This window comes from Staphylococcus sp. HMSC063F05 (assembly GCF_001837075.1).
In the GTDB taxonomy this organism is placed as follows: domain Bacteria; phylum Bacillota; class Bacilli; order Staphylococcales; family Staphylococcaceae; genus Staphylococcus; species Staphylococcus epidermidis.
The window spans coordinates 24,077-40,019 of record NZ_KV831374.1 but is presented as its reverse complement, the minus strand read 5'-3'; the positions used below and the strand labels follow the sequence as shown (position 1 = coordinate 40,019).

Here is a 15,943-nt window from a genome sequence, read left to right as displayed (position 1 = left end):
TCATGATATATCTTGAAGAATTAATGCACTCCATGTTTCAAAATCCTCATAGGATTGAATGTCGCCTTGTTCTATCCATTTAATTTTTAGCGTATCAGTTTCTTTAGCTTCAACATCGTTTGAATGCACAGTGATTTTAAATACGACGCCCATATGAACTTTACCCACATCATTGTCATCATCATTTATAAAACCTAAATATTCCATATTTTGAGATTTATTATTACTTAATCCTACTTCTTCTTCTAATTCTCTTTGAGCATTAACTCTTAAAACTTCATTAATAGAATCAGCTCCAACAACATCGTTCATATGACCACCAACACCGATTGATGACTGACCATGTAACCGTTCTTCTCCACCACCAGAAAGACGTTCGTAAATAAGGATTTCACCCTTCTCATTTTCTAGTAGGCAATATGATATTAATTGTTTAAACGATGGATCATCTTCCATATCACCACGTCTTTTCACTTCATATTTACTTAACGCACTAAAAATTTCTTTTCCTTTGAAATTATTTTTATGTAAAAAACCATTAAAAGCATTCTTATCTTTGTTAAATAAAATATCTCTGTTTACAACAATTATTTGTTCATCAAATTTAGACATGATTATCTCCTTTTAGATATAGTATACTATCAGTCATTTTAGCAAAAATTATCATTTTTTGCGATTGAATATATGTATATGTAAAACGATAAAAGCACCATTATATTTATAATTAAAATAAGACATAATCTTACATTGTTGATATTATAAAACTTTTAACAAAGCCACATTATATACCTTACTGTCATAACATGATTGCAAATTTATCTTTTTTTAGTTATTGACTTCGTAGATATTGATTGTTTCAAAGCATGATTTGAAACAATCTAGTATTATGAAATGACAAAAAAATAAGATATGTCCGCTATTACATCAGGGTATTGTACTCAATTTTTAAATGCTTTTAAATAATATATTAACAACAAGCATATAAAAAGACCTGAGACAAAGATTATTGTCCCAGGTCTTGTATAAATATTATTTTAAAGCTTCTTTAGCTTTTGATACTAATTCAGCGAAAGCTTTGTCATCTGAGATTGCAATTTCTGATAACATTTTACGATTGATATCAATCTCAGCTTTTTTCAAGCCGTTCATTAAACGTGAGTAGCTAATGTCATGTTGACGTGCAGCCGCATTAATACGTGTAATCCATAATTTACGGAAATCACGTTTGCGTTGACGACGGTCACGGAAAGCATATTGACCTGATTTCATTACTTGTTGTTTAGCTACTTTATATAATGTATGTTTTGAACCAAAGTAACCTTTAGCTAATTTAATCGTTTTTTTACGACGTGCTCTTGTTACTGTTCCACCTTTAACTCGTGGCATAATAAATTCCTCCTTAGATGATCTCTATCGTATATATATTCGTTTAAAATCTTATTTTTTGTATGCTAATAATTGTTTAACACGTTTCATATCACTTTTAGAAACTAACTTAGCTTTACGTAATTGACGTTTTTGTTTAGTATTTTTATTTGCGAATAAGTGAGATGTGAAAGCTCTAGAACGTTTTAATTGACCTGAACCAGTTCTTTTAACACGTTTAGCTGCTCCACGGTGAGTTTTCATTTTAGGCATGATTCATTTCCTCCTATAATTTAACGTTTATTTTTCGTTGATAGGCGCTAACATAATAAACATTTGACGCCCTTCCATTTTAGGCTTTTGTTCAACAGTTGCAATATCTTTACATTCATCTGCAAATTTTTCTAACACACGCTGACCAATTTCTTTATGTGTAATCGCACGACCTCTGAAACGAATTGAAACTTTACATTTATCGCCTTTAGATAAGAACTTGCGTCCATTTTTCAACTTAGTTTGGAAATCATGTTCTTCAATAGTTGGGCTTAAACGTAATTCTTTAACGTTAATGACTTTTTGTTTCTTCTTCATTTCTTTTTCTTTTTTCTGCTGTTCGAATTTATATTTACCATAATCCATTATTCTCGCAACAGGTGGTTTTGCATTTGGTGCTACAACAACTAAATCTAAATCCACACGTTCAGCCATTTCTAAAGCTTCACGTTTAGATTTAACACCAATTTGTTCACCATCTTGGCCTATTAAGCGTAGTTCTTTTGCACGAATTTTCTCATTAATTTGAGTTTGATCTTTTGCTATGGTTGACACCTCCCAGAATTTTACGAAATTGTTCCAAGCAAAAAGAAGAGCGAGTATAACTACCCGCTCTTCTTAGACACAATAAATGTGTAACATGATTGACCTGCCAACTGCTTCAGCGTCGCCACAGGTGAGAAGCGGGTGCTTCTACTTGGTTCGTTTCGTATTCAACGTTAATAATCATATCAATATTTATTGTTTAAGTCAAACTATTTTTTAATTATTTTTATGGTGTCTTACTTCTTCCATCGAAACATCTTGCCTTAAGTCAACTTTGTTTAGAGGAATCTTTTTAGTTTTATATCTAAATTTATGATAAAAGAAGAAAATTAAGAATACAGGTATTCCCATGTAAGTTATAAAAAATCTATTCATATCAAAGTTACCTGTTTTAATAAAATCTACATCTTGTCCAATGATAACTATTACACATAAAATACCTGCAAAAATCGGACCAAATGGGAATAACTTCGCTTTATATTTTAATTTTGATTTATCATAATTTTGTTTATCAAATGCGCGTCTAAATCTAAAGTGACTGATTGCTATACCAACCCAAGCAATAAAACCAGTCATTCCGCTAGCAGCTACAATGTATTCATATGCATCTCCACTTAAATGTTGCAATGCGAAAATAAGAATGACTAGTACTCCAGTTGCAATTAGAGATACATAAGGTACGCCACTTTTATTTGTTTTTCCAAAAGAATTATAAGCTAATTTATCTTTACTCATCGAATATAACATTCTTGTTGAAGCATACATTCCTGAGTTACCTGCTGATAATACACTTGTTAATATAACAGCATTCATAAATGAAGCAGCAAAAGCTAATCCAGCATTCTTAAATACTAATGTAAAAGGTGAAGTAGCTATACTATCACCACCGCCCATTAATGCCTTACTATCATATGGAATCAACATACCAATAATGAAAATAGCTAGAATGTAAAATAAAAGTATACGCCAAAATACTTGTTTAATCGCTTTTGGAACTGCTCTTTCTGGATTTTCAGATTCACCTGCTGTAATACCAATAAGTTCAGTTCCTTGGAATGAGAAGCCTGCGACTAGAAATACACCAAGAATTGATAGCAAGCTACCTCCTAAATTCCCACCTAGTATTGGCCCATCTCCTTTTGTAAACGTATCAAATCCTACAAATTCTCCACCCATAATCCCTAAAATAGTTAAGATACCAATTCCTATAAATATGATGACTGTAACTACTTTGATAAGTGCGAACCAATATTCACTCTCTCCATATACTCTAACGGATAAAGAATTAAGCGCGAAAATAATAATAAGGAAAATACAACTCCAGACCCAAGCTGGTATACCTTGCATAGGGGACCAATATTGTATAACTTGCGCTGCAATAGTAACATCAGCTGCTACTGTTATCACCCAGTTGAACCAATAATTCCATCCTAAAGCAAAACCTAGTGAAGGATCGACAAAGCGTGTAGCATAAGTACTAAATGAACCTGACACAGGCAAATATGTCGCCATCTCCCCTAACGACGTCATTAGAAAGAACACCATCGCTCCAATAACTGCATAGGCAATCAAAGCACCCAATGCACCTGCGTCATGTATAGCTCCACCAGAAGTCATGAATAGACCAGTTCCTATACATCCCCCAATGGCAATCATTGAAATATGTCTATCTTTTAATTCTCTTTGAACACCGTCATTTTGTTTAATATTCTTTTTCATAGAAGCTCCCTTTCCTTCATAAGTAGAGGCTAACTTGTTACCACATCAATGCATATCATTGTTGTAGATAAATTTGGTATAGATGATATAAAAGTAAAATAATATTAATATCATTTTACTTTTATATCACTTGTCTTTATATCTGTATCAATAATGTAAAAAGTGGTTACATACCTTTAAGATATGCAACCACTAATGTTTATCTATATAAGGTAGCACATCACATAAAGTGACAGTACAACTTCTATTCGAAAGTTGTCCCAACAATGCTAATTTATGGAAATAACATCATTTCGGCATTATTACCTTTCACTTATTCAACACATGTCCCATACGACTTCTGATAAGTTAGTCATTAATAATGCAACCTCTAACTCTATTTATTATATTAATTTGTAATATACATGATATACTTTATATTTTCAAGTTTATCTATGCTTTTTCAAACGGATTTCATCAATAACATTCCAAATAAATTCATCTTTTTCAACTGATTCTTGTTTTTCAGAACCATATTTTCTTACATTTACTTCTTGATTCTCTACTTCTTGGTCACCTACAACAATCTGATAAGGTATTTTTTTCATTTGAGCTTCACGAATTTTATATCCCATTTTTTCATTACGGTCATCAATTTCAACGCGGACACCTTGCGATTTTAGTTCATCTTGTAAAAGTCTTGCATAATCATAATGTAAATCTATATTTACAGGAATAATTTCAACTTGCATAGGCGCCAACCAAGTTGGAAATGCACCTTTTGTTTCTTCTGTTAAAAATGCAACAAAACGTTCCATAGTAGAAACTACACCACGGTGTATAACTACAGGACGATGTTGTTCTCCATCTTGACCAATGTACGTTAAGTCAAAACGTTCTGGTAAAAGAAAATCAAGTTGTGCTGTTGATAGAGTTTCTTCTTTTCCCATAGCTGTTTTTACTTGAACATCTAACTTAGGTCCATAGAATGCTGCCTCACCAATAGCTTCTTCATAAGTTAAACCTAATTCATCTGATGCTTCTTTAAGCATGGATTCAGCTTTTTCCCACATTTCATCATCATCAAAGTACTTATGCTTATCTTCAGGATCTCTATAACTCAATCTGAAGCGATAATCTTCAAAACCAAAATCTTTGTACACATCTTGAATCATATTAACTACACGTTTAAATTCTTCTTTAATTTGATCAGGTCTAACGAAAATATGGGAATCATTCAATGTCATTCCTCGAACACGTTGTAAACCTGATACTGCACCACTTGCTTCGTAACGATGCATAGTACCCAATTCAGCAATACGTATAGGTAATTCGCGATAAGAATGAGGTTTGTTTTTATAAATCATCATATGATGTGGACAGTTCATTGGTCTTAAGACCATTGCTTCGTCTTCATCTAACTTCATTGCTGGGAACATATCTTCTTGATAATGATCCCAGTGACCAGATGTTTTATATAAATCAACATTGGCTAATACTGGTGTGTAAACATGATCGTATCCCATACTTACTTCTTTATCGACAATATAACGTTCTATTTCCCTACGTATTGTAGCACCATTTGGTAACCATAATGGTAAACCAGCACCAACGAGTTGATTGTTTGTAAACAATTCTAAATCTTTACCAATTTTACGATGATCACGCTCACGACGTTCTTCCAACATTTTTAGATGTGCTTTCAAATCTTTTTTGTCAAAGAATGCTGTACCATAAATTCGTTGTAACATTTTATTATCACTATTTCCACGCCAATAAGCACCAGCTGTAGATAATAGTTTGAACTCTTTAATTTTAGAAGTAGAAGGTACGTGTACACCTCGACATAAATCAGTAAATTCACCTTGAGTATAAAGTGTTACACTCTCATCTTCAGGAATTGCATCAATAAGTTCTAATTTATAAGGGTCATCCTTGAAGAAGCCTTTTGCTTTTTCTTTACTAACTACTTCTCTTACAATTTTATGATTTTCGTTCACAATTTGTTTCATTGTTTTCTCAATTTTATCAAAATCATCCGATGAAACCTTATCATCCATATCAAAATCATAATAGAATCCGCCTTCTATTACAGGTCCAACTCCAAATTTAACGTCTCCGTATAAACGTTTTAATGCTTGTGCCATTAAATGAGCTGTTGAATGACGAAGTACTTCTAACGCTTCTTCACTCCCAGGAGTAATAATTTCAATAGCTCCATCTTGTTCTAAAGGGCGTGTTAAATCTACAAGTTGACCATTGAATTTTCCCGCAACTGCTTTTTTTCTTAATCCTGGACTAATTGATTGAGCGATGTCTTCTGTAGTAGTCCCTTTATCAAATTCTTTTGTATTACCATCTGGAAATTGAATATTAATTTGATTCATATTTTTTCCTCCTATTTAATAAAACATCTGATCGTTGGCTTATTGAATAAATTAACTTTACTGAGCATAAAAAAACTCGTCCCTAGCAAGGGACGAGTTTGTCGTGGTACCACCCTAGTTAAGTATATGAAAAGCATACGTGACCAGTCATATACTATACTTTACATAAGATAACGGTCTTGAGCCGGATATTCATTACAAATATCAATATTAACGAAGTAGTAATAATTTAATGTGTTAGCCATATTCTCATCAATTAATGACTTTCTGTGTAACAGAGATTAAATTATCGTATCTTCAATAGTTTCAACGATTAAGATTTATCTCTATTATACACCACATACTATAAAATTCAATTGTTTCTAAAATTTTTACCAGTCAAATAATAAGGTGTCGATAAAGTCTTAATTCTTTCAATAATTCGTGCTGCTTTAGTCTTTTCAGTGCCATCTCTAGTTATTGAAAGATGATGCTCAAGCTCACTATAATTAAAGTTAGAACTAAAAAATGTAGGAAGTTCATGTACCATTCTATAATGTAATAAAGGACCAATCACTTCATCTCTTACCCACGGTGTGACTTCTTCTGCGCCAATATCATCTAACATCAAAATATTAGCTTCTCGCACACGTTGTAATTTTTTCTCAAAACTACCGTCTTTAAAGCCACCTTTTAAAGTGCGAATAAATTCTGGTAAATATACAATTGTTGATGAAATCTTTTGCGATTTAAGTTGATTTGCAATAGCACCCAATATGAATGATTTTCCTGTACCAAAAGGACCATATAAATATAACCCCTTTACTTTTTCATCGTTAGTAATTGCTGTACAGATTTGATCAGCTGCCATTGCTACATCAAGTCTCTCTCGATTATTCATATAAATATCTTTGAGCTTTGCATGAAGTGTATCTCTTTGCATATGGTGAGATGTAATAAGTTGTGAATCAAATCGTTCCTCATCATGTTTAATTTTACACGGGCAAGGTAGATATCTAATTTTGATTCTTTCATTTTCAATATATAGTTCAGGAACATGTCCTTTTACAAAATTCGGACAATCATCATAGCGATGTCCATCATAGACTTTTTGTTGATCTTTATACTCTTGAAGAACATTTAAATCTTCGTCTATCATCTCATTAGTTATATTACTACGATTTTTCTCAAGAAAATGTTTAACGTCAGTATCATTGATTACATTTTGTTTTATTTTTTGTATACGTTTATCTAGATTTTGAGAATCGCCCATGATATTTCTGAAACTTTTCATTAGTTATCTTCCTCCTTCCACTTTTGATTTAACTTTTCAAGAAATGCTTGTCGATCTTCTTCGAGAGTGTCATCATTTATATCTTTATTTTCTTCTTGATCGTCCCTATTTTGAAGCCATTTAGGTGTCTTTTCTTTGGATAAAAATTGATTTTGTCTTCCACGATGGTTCTGTCGTTTATCATTAGAATGTGTTTCGTAATTTTTAGGTTGATTAACTTGTAATGCATATTCATATGCTTGTTTGGCATTTGAAATACCAATTTTCTTCCAGTTGGAAGCAATTTCAAAAATATAAGATTTTGGCAACTTCATATCTTCTTTTAACATAACAAACTGTAAAAGTATATTGATTACACCAAAATTCATTTTTTCACGGTTAATCAATTCTTCTATCATACTTTTTTGCGACTGTGTAGGTTCTGAATCAGACCAACTTGCTAACATATCAATCGGACTTGTTTCATCTAGCAGTTGTAACCAATCATTTGTTGTATCTTCCGCTTGTCGATCTTTTTTTTCATCGTTAATTTTATTTGTTTGATGCTCTAATTTTGGTAATTGATTATCATGTTCAATCAGGTAATAAGTTCTAGCTTTCTTACGCATTTCTTCAAAAGATAATTGTTGTGCACTGGTAATGGAACTTAATATAACATTTTTCATACCATCTTCAGTAATTCCATAAAGTGTCGCAAGTTGTATAATCAAATTCTTAGCTTCTTTATCGATAATTTCATTACTAATAAAATGATGGTTCAACATCTGTCTCAACATTTCAAAATCAAAAGTTTCATTAGATAAATCTATACCATCATAGTGTTTGATTTGCTTTAAATTAATTTGATCAGAAACATTGACCTTTTTAGGTACGTTGAATACTTCTGTAAATTTTCTAGTTGTCTGTTGATATTTGCTTAAATCTTTCTCATCTTTTTCGAAATAAGATTTAAGTGCTTGATAACGTTTTTTATCAACCTCACTAAATAAAAATACTGATAACATAGGATCATTAAAAAATTGATAGGCTGTTGGAGGCTGAATTAACTCATAAACAAAGTGAGAGTACTTTTCTTCATGCCTTACAAATGTTTTAATCAATCCAATAGCCTCTAAATTGTCCATTTGCTCCCTGAAATCTAATAAGTTAATTTTTAGTTCATTCATGAATATATAATGCGTTAACCCGAGTTGTTGACTTTCATCTATGAATTGACTCATAAAATGATAGAGTCCAATTGATTCAACTCCGATTAAAGGGGTGAATAGTCGATTTAAAATATCTAAATGTTGTGAGGTGAATTCGAAATGTGTAATCACCTCAAATCCATCTTGTGGTTTTAGACCATATTCATAGGTTTGTAACCCCATCTATTTATCACTCCGTTTATTATCACTCAAGATACCTTGCATTGACTCTAAGAGTTGATCAACATCTTTGAATTCTTTATATACAGATGCAAATCTTACATAGGAAACTTGGTCAACATGCATTAACAAATTCATAACATGCTCTCCAATTTCTCTAGAAGAAATTTCAGTTTGTCCCTCATCTCTAAGTTGCCACTCCACTTTATTAGTTATGTCTTCAAGTTGTTGATAACGTACTGGTCGTTTCTCGCAAGATCTTACTAAACCATTTAATATTTTTTCTCTTAAAAATTGTTCTCTAGTCCCATCTTTCTTCACTACTATTAATGGACTAACTTCAATATGTTCAAATGTTGTAAAACGCGTTCCGCAATTTTCACATTCTCTTCTACGTCTAATCGCATTGGCCTCATCTGCATGTCTTGAATCAACCACTCTGGAATGTGTAGAATTACATTTTGGGCATTTCATATATGTCACCCTCCCAAGTTTGATCACCGTACATTATACTATAAAAGTACTATGTAAAAAAGAAAGGTCAATTGCAACTATAAACGAAAGAATGTAATGATACATTGTTAATACCACTATGTGTAAAAAAGGAAAAATTGTCTTATAAATAAAGGTTTTAGAATGCTATGTTATTTATTAAAAATAATACATTTTAACGTGATTAACCATATTAAATGAATTTCAACCATTTAAATGTACTACACAATTTTATAAATACGACCAAAAGTACCATTATTAAATTATAATTTGAAAGATGATTCGTTAAAATCACCTCATTTCAAAATCATCTCAACTTGATTAATAAATAATGACTATGGATCATTTTTTTATAAAGAAAGTATCTAGAAATATGTCTAAAGCTAATTGGTTATCTATAATAACATCAATGGTGCTTCAACTTTGTTTAGGGCTATTTGTATATAAATAAACCTGAGATAATATGGCTATCTCAGGTTTAGTGTAAGTATAAATATTTAATTAAATGGCTTTTACCATTGCTTTATCATCAATTAATTGTCCAATTTTGTCAGCTACTTCAACAACTCTATTCGAATAACCCCATTCATTATCATACCAAGCGATAACTTTCACCTTATTTTGTCCCATAACCATCGTAGATTGAGAATCAATAATTGCTGAATGAGGATTTGTGTTAAAGTCTACAGAAACTAAAGGAGCTTCTTCAACATCAAGAACACCTGATAAATCGGCATTTTTAAATGCATCATTAACTTGTGTAACTGTAACATTCTGTTCTAAATCAACAACTAAATCAACGAGAGAGACATTTTTTGTTGGTACTCTTAAAGCCATTCCATGAAGTTTACCTTCAACTTCAGGCAATACTTCTTTAAGTGCTTTAGCAGCACCTGTTGACGTTGGAATAATACTTTCATTACAAGAACGTGCTCTTCTTAAATCTTTGTGTGGATTATCAATATTTTTTTGATCATTTGTTATTGCATGAACAGTTGTCATCAGACCATTTATGATTCCAAATTTATCATTGAGGACTTTTGCAACTGGTCCGATACAATTAGTAGTACAAGATGCATTACTAAAAATATCGTATGTATCAATATCAAGTTGATTATCATTGACTCCTTTAACAATCATTTGAACGTCTCCACCTTTAGACGGTCCAGTGAGTAATACCTTTTTAGCACCTGCATTAATATGAGCAACTGCTTTATCTCCGTGATTAAATTTACCTGTCGCTTCTATAACAACATCAATATCCATCTCATTCCATGGTAAATTTTCTGGATTGCGATCAGAAAGTAATTTAATTTCATGTCCATTCACTTTAATACCACTTTCAATCGGTTCAACTTTTTTATCATAAACTCCATGCGTCGTATCATAATTAAGTAAATGTGCAATTGTTTCAGGTGGATAACTAGCGTTAATCGCTTTAACATTTAAATTTTTATTATTTAGTGCTATTCGTAACACCATTCTACCTATTCTACCCATACCGTTAATTGCAATATTCGTTGCCATTCAAAGCACCCCTTGTTTTATATGTTATACTTTATGGAAATAGTATAACATATTAATTTTTAAATGAAAGCGTTTACCGATAAATTTATCTATAAATATAAATTAAGCTTTATCATTTATAAGATTTTGATTCAAACATTGACTATGGAATTGAATAAATAAGGATTCTAATAAAACATCTACTTTTGGATTTACTCTATATCGATTAATCATTTTATAAGAAGGGTTTAGAATTTGTGAAAACCACATCATTCGAATAGTATCATTAAGAAATTTTTTCTACCAGAAAATACTGATTGTGTGTAAGCATATAACACTACTTTCAACATCATATTGGGATGCTATAATGTTGCGCAACAATGCTGTCTGAATTCAGTACCTGGAATTTTTTACAATATCATTCACATATTGTGACATATCATGTGTGGGAATATGTACTGAAGTTTCCTTTGGTAAAGTAAGTTGAGTCATATTATAATCTTTATGCATAAGGTACCTCGTTAATTTAATTTAGTGGTATTTGTTAAATTATACGAAAAAGCCTTATTTTTAAAAGTATTTCAATGTAAAGGCAAAGTGTTATGACGAGACTCTTGAAGACGCAGAATAAGCTGAAGACTACAAGCTGAATCTGTCAACTAAGAAAGCGAAAAAACAATACGAAGTATTATAAATAAAGAAGCCAGTAAATGAATTTATAGAAAACTCATTTACTGGCTATTTTGCTAGGAATTATGTCCCAGCTTTTTTGCCTCTAATTAGCGTTTAATATGTAATTATTTATAATACATACACTTTGTGATAACAAAATAAAAGCATTCTATACAATTTTCATTATATTTACTATTCACTCTCCGATTGAATATACCCTTCTTCTTCAAGTAATTTTTGTAAATTCTGTTTAAGTTCTAATTTATCACCTAGATTATCTATCACATGATCTGCCATCCTACTTTTTTTATCTATAGATATTTGACTATAAACACGTGCTTTAGCATCTTCTAATGATAAATTATTCCTCTCCATTAAACGATCGATTTGAATACTTTCAGATGTATAAACCACCCAAACTTCATCTACAGTATCTTGTAGTTCATTTTCGTACAACAATGGGATATCCATAATTACATGATATCCATGTTCTAGATAATTGTTTTTCTCTTGTTCCATTATCTCTCTTACAATAGGATGAACTATTTCATTAAGAGCCTCGCGTAAGTCAGGATGATTAAAAACTATCTCTCCTACATATTGACGATTCATCTCACCATTTTCGTCAATTGCTTCTTCCCCAAAAATCTCTTTAACTTGTTCAAGACCCTTAGAGCCTTTTTTAACTGCTTCGCGTGAAGCAATATCAGCATCTACGATTTTAAACCCATATGCTGTTAATAATTCTGAAACTGTTGATTTTCCAGTGGCAATACCACCAGTTATCCCAATCACTTTAGACATTATTTCACTCTTCCTTTATCTCTGACAGTTTGGGCAAAAATGACTATTTCTACCAGCTATCACTTTTGTTTCAATCGAATGACCACAAACCTTGCACTTTTTTTGTTTATATACATTTAAATGTAATTGCATTTGTCCAGTTTTACCATCTGCATGCCTATAATCTGAAATACTAGTACCTCCATATTTTATACCCTCTTCTAAAACTTCTCGAACATAATAAAAGAGGGATTTTCTTTCTTGTTTAGTGAGTGAATTAGTAATTTTATCCGGAGTAATACCAGCTCTGAATAAAGCTTCACAGGCATAGATATTTCCAGCTCCTGCTATAACACGATGATCAAGAATCGTTTGTTTTATTGGTTTATTCTTATATTTTTTCATTGTCAAACATTCTAAATAGTGTTCAAATGCCACCTCTTCAAATGGTTCTGGAGCGATTTCTAATAAAGATGGATAACTATCAAAATTGACTATATTTCTAATTTCTCCAAACCGTCTGATATCAGAATAGACTAATTTTTGTTTATTATCCAAATCGAAAATGACTTGCCAATGCTTTCGATAATTCGGTGTACTTATCTCATCAAGGTTATTAACAACAAAGAATCCGCCTGCCATACCTAAATGACTAACTAAGATTCTATCATCGTCATGATCCGCTATATAAAAAATAATGTACTTACTTCTTCTTTCAACTTTTTTTATAACATAACCTTCAGTAAGTTTTTTAAAAGTATCTAATTCCATACCTTTTATAATCGTCTCACGGTTATTATTCTTACCGTTAATTACATTTTTAGCAAAAGTTACTTTCTCTATTTTTGCACTTTTTATAAATGGCTCAATACCTCTTTTAACATGTTCAACTTCAGGTAGTTCAGGCATGATATTATCCTTTCTTTATTTAGCATCGTACCATGTTGCACCATAATTCGAATCTACTTTTAAAGGTACATCGAGCACTAATGCTTGTTCCATAATTTCTTCTACAAATTTACTAAAATCTTCTACTTCTGATTTTGGTATTTCAAATATGAGTTCATCATGAACTTGTAATAATAACTTAGCATGATATTTAGTTTCTTTAATCTTTTCACTGAATTTAACCATTGCTAATTTTATTATGTCAGCTGCACTACCTTGTATGGGTGTATTCATTGCTGTTCTTTCTGCAAAACTTCTTAAATTAAAGTTTCTACTTGTTATATCAGGAATGTATCGACGACGATGAAGTAGTGTTTCCACATAACCTTGTGCTTTTGCATCTTTAACAATGTCTGACATATATTGTTTTACACCTGGAAAACTAGCTAAATAATCATCAATAAATGCTTTTGCTTGTTTTCTAGTAATACCCAAGCTCTGACTCAATCCATAATCGCTGATACCATATACAATACCAAAGTTAACAGCTTTTGCTTGACGTCTCATTAAACTATCAACCTGGTCAGATTCAACATTAAATACTTTCATTGCTGTTGCAGTGTGAATATCATGTCCGTTTATAAATGCATGTTTTAAACTTTCATCTTGCGTAATATGAGCAAGTACACGTAACTCAATTTGTGAATAATCAGCAGATAAAATCACACTATCTTTAGAAGTTGGTTTAAAGGCCTTTCTAATCTTTCTTCCTTCTTCTAATCGTATAGGTATATTTTGTAAATTAGGATCTATACTTGATAATCTACCAGTTTGAGCAAGCGTTTGATTAAAACGTGTGTGAATTCTATGATCTTTGCTTATTACTTTTTGTAATCCCTCTACATACGTAGATTGCAACTTAGCAAGTTGTCTATATTCTAAAATATCATCTATAATAGGATGCTCACCTTGTAGTTTTTCTAATACGTCTACAGCTGTTGAATAGCCCGTTTTGGTCTTCTTAATGACAGGCAATTGTAATGTTTCAAATAAAACAACACCTAATTGCTTAGGAGAATTGATATTAAACGCTTCACCAGCCGACTCATGAATATTGGATATTAATACATCCAATTTTTTTTGAATTTCGAATTCCATTTCTTTCAAATCATTGATATCGGTATATATACCAATTTCTTCCATTTCACTTAAAATTCTTGCTAATGGTAATTCTAAATCTTTCAACAGTTCAATTTGATTATAATCTTCTAACTGTGATTTCATGGTTGGAGTTACAGCTGCTATAGCTTCTGTCACAGAGGCAATGTGTTCGTTTAGAATTGGTTCTTCAGGTATATGATGTTTCTTACCTTTCCCAAATATTGTAATATTATCTTTTACATAATTTTGTCCATATAAACTTACCACAGATTTAACGTCATCAATAGAACGTGATGGGTCAATAATATAGCTTGCTAACATAACATCAAATTCAATATTTTCTATATTAATCCCTAATCGATGAGCAGATACATAAGTTTTTTTTGCATCATAGACAATTTTAGTTGTATTTTTATCTTCAAGCCATTGAACTAAATGTTTATAATCCTTTACATCCTCAGCATTTATCACTACATGTTGATGATTTGTATAAAAACCAAACTTGAGAATAGTGTCTTTAAGATAATTAGTGCCTTCGAGTTCAAAATGTATTACCGCTTCGTTTAAATCATTCAAATCTACATTTTGAAAGTCTTGCTCAATTTCAAAAGTTTTATCTATGACTTCTTCATTCGTAGAGGATGTGTCTATATCTGCTAATAGTTGTTTAAATTCTAGCTTTTTAAATAGTTCAATTTTTTCTGTAGTGTCGTCTTGTAGAGTTAATTTTGTATCTTCTAATGATACTTCAATCGGACTGTGAACATTGATTGTTGCTAAATCTTTACTCATTAAGGCATCATCTTTACTATTGATGAGTTTTTCTTTTAATTTTTTTGCAGTGACCTCCTCAATATGTTCATAGACCCCTTCTACTGACTCAAATTGATTAAGTAATTTAATAGCCGTCTTTTCGCCGACACCAGCAACGCCAGGAATATTGTCAGAGGTATCCCCCATTAGACCTTTCATATCGATAATTTGTTTCGGCACTAAACCATTATATTTCTCTGCTATAAATTTAGGTGTATAATGATCAACGTCGGTAACACCTTTTTTTGTATAATATATTGTAACATTATCATTGGCTAATTGAGTTAAGTCTCTATCACCTGTAATGATAATGGTTTCAAAATCTTCTTCATCAGCTTGTCTACTTAATGTTCCTATAATGTCATCAGCTTCATAATTATCAAGTTCATATCTTTTAATATGATACGCATCTAAAAGTTGACGAATATATGGAAATTGCTCACTTAATTCAGGTGGAGTCTTTTGACGACCACCTTTATATTCACTGTACTTAGAATGTCTGAAAGTCGTTTTACCTGCATCAAATGCAACTAAAAAATGATTCGGTTTTTCTTCTTTAATTATTTTTTCTAAGAGCATAGCAAAGCCGTAAACTGCATTTGTATGAATACCTGCATGGTTTGAAAGTAAAGGGAGAGCATAAAACGCTCTAAAGCTTAGACTATTACCATCTATTAATACTAATTTATTCAAAATACGTAACCTCCAGAACAGATTTA

Annotated in this window: 13 protein-coding genes, 1 pseudogene, 1 riboswitch and 1 other annotated feature; all 14 genes and pseudogenes read right to left on the bottom strand. The window is 31.5% G+C overall.

Annotation, left to right across the window (positions count from 1 at the left end; all coding sequences use genetic code 11):
• The 14 genes and pseudogenes from HMPREF2576_RS10940 to polA all read right to left on the bottom strand — a co-directional run bounded on the left by HMPREF2576_RS10940 (position 1) and on the right by polA (position 15,917).
• Positions 1 to 612 (bottom strand): NUDIX domain-containing protein, encoded by a 612-nt coding sequence (locus HMPREF2576_RS10940; protein WP_001830874.1) that lies wholly within the window; start codon positions 610 to 612, stop codon positions 1 to 3.
• Positions 613 to 1,029: 417 nt separating this feature from the next.
• Entirely contained in the window at positions 1,030 to 1,386 is a 357-nt protein-coding gene (gene rplT / locus HMPREF2576_RS10935; RefSeq protein ID WP_001830839.1) for a 50S ribosomal protein L20, read from the bottom strand.
• A 51-nt stretch (positions 1,387 to 1,437) separates the two neighbouring features.
• Entirely contained in the window at positions 1,438 to 1,638 is a 201-nt protein-coding gene (gene rpmI, locus HMPREF2576_RS10930; RefSeq protein WP_001830767.1) for a 50S ribosomal protein L35, read from the bottom strand.
• A 27-nt stretch (positions 1,639 to 1,665) separates the two neighbouring features.
• Positions 1,666 to 2,193: a translation initiation factor IF-3 gene (gene infC, locus HMPREF2576_RS10925; protein WP_001830789.1), complete on the bottom strand. Its 528-nt coding sequence runs from the start codon at positions 2,191 to 2,193 to the stop codon at positions 1,666 to 1,668.
• Positions 2,194 to 2,219: 26 nt separating this feature from the next.
• Positions 2,220 to 2,343 (bottom strand) — a sequence feature (ribosomal protein L20 leader region).
• A 57-nt stretch (positions 2,344 to 2,400) separates the two neighbouring features.
• Positions 2,401 to 3,903 carry an amino acid permease gene (locus HMPREF2576_RS10920; RefSeq protein WP_070856249.1) on the bottom strand — a complete coding sequence of 501 codons (1,503 nt, stop codon included), beginning with the start codon at positions 3,901 to 3,903 and terminating at the stop codon, positions 2,401 to 2,403.
• Positions 3,904 to 4,108: 205 nt separating this feature from the next.
• A riboswitch (Lysine riboswitch) is annotated at positions 4,109 to 4,284 on the bottom strand.
• Positions 4,285 to 4,331: 47 nt separating this feature from the next.
• Entirely contained in the window at positions 4,332 to 6,269 is a 1,938-nt protein-coding gene (thrS, locus tag HMPREF2576_RS10915; protein WP_070856251.1) for a threonine--tRNA ligase, read from the bottom strand.
• A 352-nt stretch (positions 6,270 to 6,621) separates the two neighbouring features.
• Positions 6,622 to 7,542: a primosomal protein DnaI gene (dnaI, locus tag HMPREF2576_RS10910; protein WP_001830772.1), complete on the bottom strand. Its 921-nt coding sequence runs from the start codon at positions 7,540 to 7,542 to the stop codon at positions 6,622 to 6,624.
• Positions 7,542 to 8,912: a replication initiation and membrane attachment family protein gene (locus HMPREF2576_RS10905; protein ID WP_049376897.1), complete on the bottom strand. Its 1,371-nt coding sequence runs from the start codon at positions 8,910 to 8,912 to the stop codon at positions 7,542 to 7,544. Before HMPREF2576_RS10905 ends, dnaI begins: the two co-directional genes overlap by 1 nt.
• Positions 8,913 to 9,383, bottom strand: a complete 471-nt coding sequence (nrdR, locus tag HMPREF2576_RS10900) for a transcriptional regulator NrdR (RefSeq protein ID WP_001830825.1) — start codon at positions 9,381 to 9,383, stop codon at positions 8,913 to 8,915.
• Positions 9,384 to 9,902: 519 nt separating this feature from the next.
• Positions 9,903 to 10,928 carry a type I glyceraldehyde-3-phosphate dehydrogenase gene (gap, locus tag HMPREF2576_RS10895; RefSeq protein ID WP_002440179.1) on the bottom strand — a complete coding sequence of 342 codons (1,026 nt, stop codon included), beginning with the start codon at positions 10,926 to 10,928 and terminating at the stop codon, positions 9,903 to 9,905.
• Positions 10,929 to 11,033: 105 nt separating this feature from the next.
• Positions 11,034 to 11,417, bottom strand: a pseudogene (locus HMPREF2576_RS12265) (transposase); the annotation flags it as partial.
• Positions 11,418 to 11,771: 354 nt separating this feature from the next.
• Entirely contained in the window at positions 11,772 to 12,383 is a 612-nt protein-coding gene (coaE, locus tag HMPREF2576_RS10890) for a dephospho-CoA kinase (protein WP_001830774.1), read from the bottom strand.
• A gap of 15 nt (positions 12,384 to 12,398) precedes the next feature.
• A complete protein-coding gene (gene mutM, locus HMPREF2576_RS10885) occupies positions 12,399 to 13,271 on the bottom strand; it encodes a bifunctional DNA-formamidopyrimidine glycosylase/DNA-(apurinic or apyrimidinic site) lyase (protein WP_001830823.1) in 873 nt (290 codons plus the stop codon).
• A 15-nt stretch (positions 13,272 to 13,286) separates the two neighbouring features.
• Positions 13,287 to 15,917, bottom strand: a complete 2,631-nt coding sequence (gene polA / locus HMPREF2576_RS10880) for a DNA polymerase I (RefSeq protein WP_070856253.1) — start codon at positions 15,915 to 15,917, stop codon at positions 13,287 to 13,289.
• Positions 15,918 to 15,943: the final 26 nt, after the last annotated feature.

Excerpts from the sequence above, each read along its gene's own strand:
- HMPREF2576_RS10940 (WP_001830874.1), bottom strand. The coding sequence starts at position 612 with ATGTCTAAATTTGATGAACAAATAATTGTTGTAAACAGAGATATTTTA.
- rplT (WP_001830839.1), bottom strand. The coding sequence starts at position 1,386 with ATGCCACGAGTTAAAGGTGGAACAGTAACAAGAGCACGTCGTAAAAAA.
- rpmI (WP_001830767.1), bottom strand. The coding sequence starts at position 1,638 with ATGCCTAAAATGAAAACTCACCGTGGAGCAGCTAAACGTGTTAAAAGA.
- HMPREF2576_RS10920 (WP_070856249.1), bottom strand. The coding sequence starts at position 3,903 with ATGAAAAAGAATATTAAACAAAATGACGGTGTTCAAAGAGAATTAAAA.
- thrS (WP_070856251.1), bottom strand. The coding sequence starts at position 6,269 with ATGAATCAAATTAATATTCAATTTCCAGATGGTAATACAAAAGAATTT.
- dnaI (WP_001830772.1), bottom strand. The coding sequence starts at position 7,542 with ATGAAAAGTTTCAGAAATATCATGGGCGATTCTCAAAATCTAGATAAA.
- HMPREF2576_RS10905 (WP_049376897.1), bottom strand. The coding sequence starts at position 8,912 with ATGGGGTTACAAACCTATGAATATGGTCTAAAACCACAAGATGGATTT.
- nrdR (WP_001830825.1), bottom strand. The coding sequence starts at position 9,383 with ATGAAATGCCCAAAATGTAATTCTACACATTCCAGAGTGGTTGATTCA.
- gap (WP_002440179.1), bottom strand. The coding sequence starts at position 10,928 with ATGGCAACGAATATTGCAATTAACGGTATGGGTAGAATAGGTAGAATG.
- coaE (WP_001830774.1), bottom strand. The coding sequence starts at position 12,383 with ATGTCTAAAGTGATTGGGATAACTGGTGGTATTGCCACTGGAAAATCA.
- mutM (WP_001830823.1), bottom strand. The coding sequence starts at position 13,271 with ATGCCTGAACTACCTGAAGTTGAACATGTTAAAAGAGGTATTGAGCCA.